Origin of the sequence: Paenibacillus sinensis, from assembly GCF_019904155.1 — a bacterium.
Lineage (GTDB): Bacteria > Bacillota > Bacilli > Paenibacillales > Paenibacillaceae > Paenibacillus_AQ > Paenibacillus_AQ sinensis.
Genome location: NZ_JAHCMB010000203.1, coordinates 1 through 1,592 on the forward strand (window position 1 = coordinate 1; position 1,592 = coordinate 1,592).

The 1,592-nt window shown below is 38.5% G+C and carries 3 protein-coding genes; all 3 read right to left on the reverse strand.

Translation table 11 applies throughout. The features are described 5' to 3' along the window. A partial coding sequence (locus KIH86_RS25445; protein WP_223110739.1) for an alpha/beta fold hydrolase occupies positions 1 to 623 on the reverse strand: 623 nt, incomplete at its 3' end. A gap of 15 nt (positions 624 to 638) precedes the next feature. Further along, positions 639 to 1,025: a pyridoxamine 5'-phosphate oxidase family protein gene (locus tag KIH86_RS25450; protein ID WP_223110740.1), complete on the reverse strand. Its 387-nt coding sequence runs from the start codon at positions 1,023 to 1,025 to the stop codon at positions 639 to 641. Positions 1,026 to 1,043: 18 nt separating this feature from the next. After that, complete coding sequence (locus KIH86_RS25455) at positions 1,044 to 1,484, reverse strand: MarR family transcriptional regulator (RefSeq protein WP_223083723.1); 441 nt, start codon at positions 1,482 to 1,484, stop codon at positions 1,044 to 1,046. Between the last annotated feature and the right edge of the window lie 108 nt (positions 1,485 to 1,592).

Here is a 1,592-nt window from a genome sequence, read left to right on the forward strand (position 1 = left end):
AGTTGTTTGACTTTTTCCTCACCGGTAAATGGATCATGTTCCCCTGTTATTAATAACACTGGACATTGAATCCTTTTAAGCTGTTCCAACGTAAGCTGCGGGTATAAACGCCAATCTTGTGCTGATTGCCTCATGAATTCTTCCCAATTCCCTTTATGTGCTTCCGAATGTCTCTCAATCATTTGATTAATGGTATCCTGTGATCCATATTCAATAAGCCATTCCGGTTCAAACTCCTCGGCTCCGGTCGGGTCGCAAAATCCGCTTGTACCAATTGCAGTAAGCGTCACAACTCTTTCCGGATTATTAACGGCAATGTAGAGGCCAATATTTGCACCCAAACTATAGCCAATAAAATGCGCTGCGGAAATATTCAATTGATCCATAAAATCAATGATGTCGTCAGCGATTTGAGGTGTAGACCATTCAAGACTTTCACATCTTGTTCTACCGTGCCCTCTATAATCCGGGAAGTAGCAGGTATAATTTTTTTGAAAATCTAACATTTGACTAGCAAAAGCCAATATACCGCGTGAATAGCTGCTGTGTAAAAAGATAACGTTGTCTCCATTACCCATTTTCTCATAAAACATTTCCAAATCCTTGAATTTAGCATATGGCATTCGATTTACCCCCGGTCAACTAATAGTAAATATCTGTATCCCTAGATTAGAGTAGTAATTACCACTTAGGGCAGTAAACTCAAAAACACAATAGTCTGGATCGTCAACTCCAAGTGGATAATATTGTTCATCACCTTCTTCCCAAATCCGTTTTTTACTTTCAATATCATGGCATACTTTCATATCGCCAATGAGCATAAGTCCGCTACTTTCGCCAACAAAATAGAGAGATGCTCTTGGATTCGCCAAAAATTGTTTTGTTCGCATAGATGATGTATTCGTAGAGAACCAGAACTTCTTCATTCCGTCATGTCCCCTTTTAAACATTTGCTTAGAGTTCGGATAGTCATTTTCATCAACTGAGCTGACAATAATTGTACGAGCANAATGATTGGCTTTAATTCAGCTTGTTCCATAAAACTACTCCTCGTTTCGTTTTAGATTTTGAAGAACTTTTGCAAGCATGTGATCGAACTGGTCAATTTCCTCGTCTGTAAACCCGTTATAGAATAGATCATTCATCTGTGCCGACACCCTTTCGTAGATATTGCTAAGAGCTTTAGCATTAGGTGTTAACGTAATTAGGGTTTGCCTTCTGTCTCTTGGATCTTGATTGCGTATGATGTGGCCTTGCTCAGCCATTCGATCAAGCATACTTGTAAGAGTCGTTTTTGCAAGTGATGTCTTCTCACCAAGTTCTGTAATGCTTACATTATCCTTCTGCCACAGAACGTATAAGATGCGCCCCTGTGCACCATTGAAGTCCTCGATGGAATTTTCTCTTAATAACTTCTCAAAAATTCGATCACTAAGCTGTTTAATTTGTGATATATAGAACCCGCCACGTGTTTCTCTATTCATAAGCACCTTCCTCGTTATATTATACCATATAGGATAATACTATATAGTACTAATATCAAGTTGTTAATGAGTTCGAAATAATGAGAATTTACGAATCATCTCTTCAGT

Excerpts from the sequence above, each read along its gene's own strand:
- KIH86_RS25455 (WP_223083723.1), bottom strand. The coding sequence starts at position 1,484 with ATGAATAGAGAAACACGTGGCGGGTTCTATATATCACAAATTAAACAG.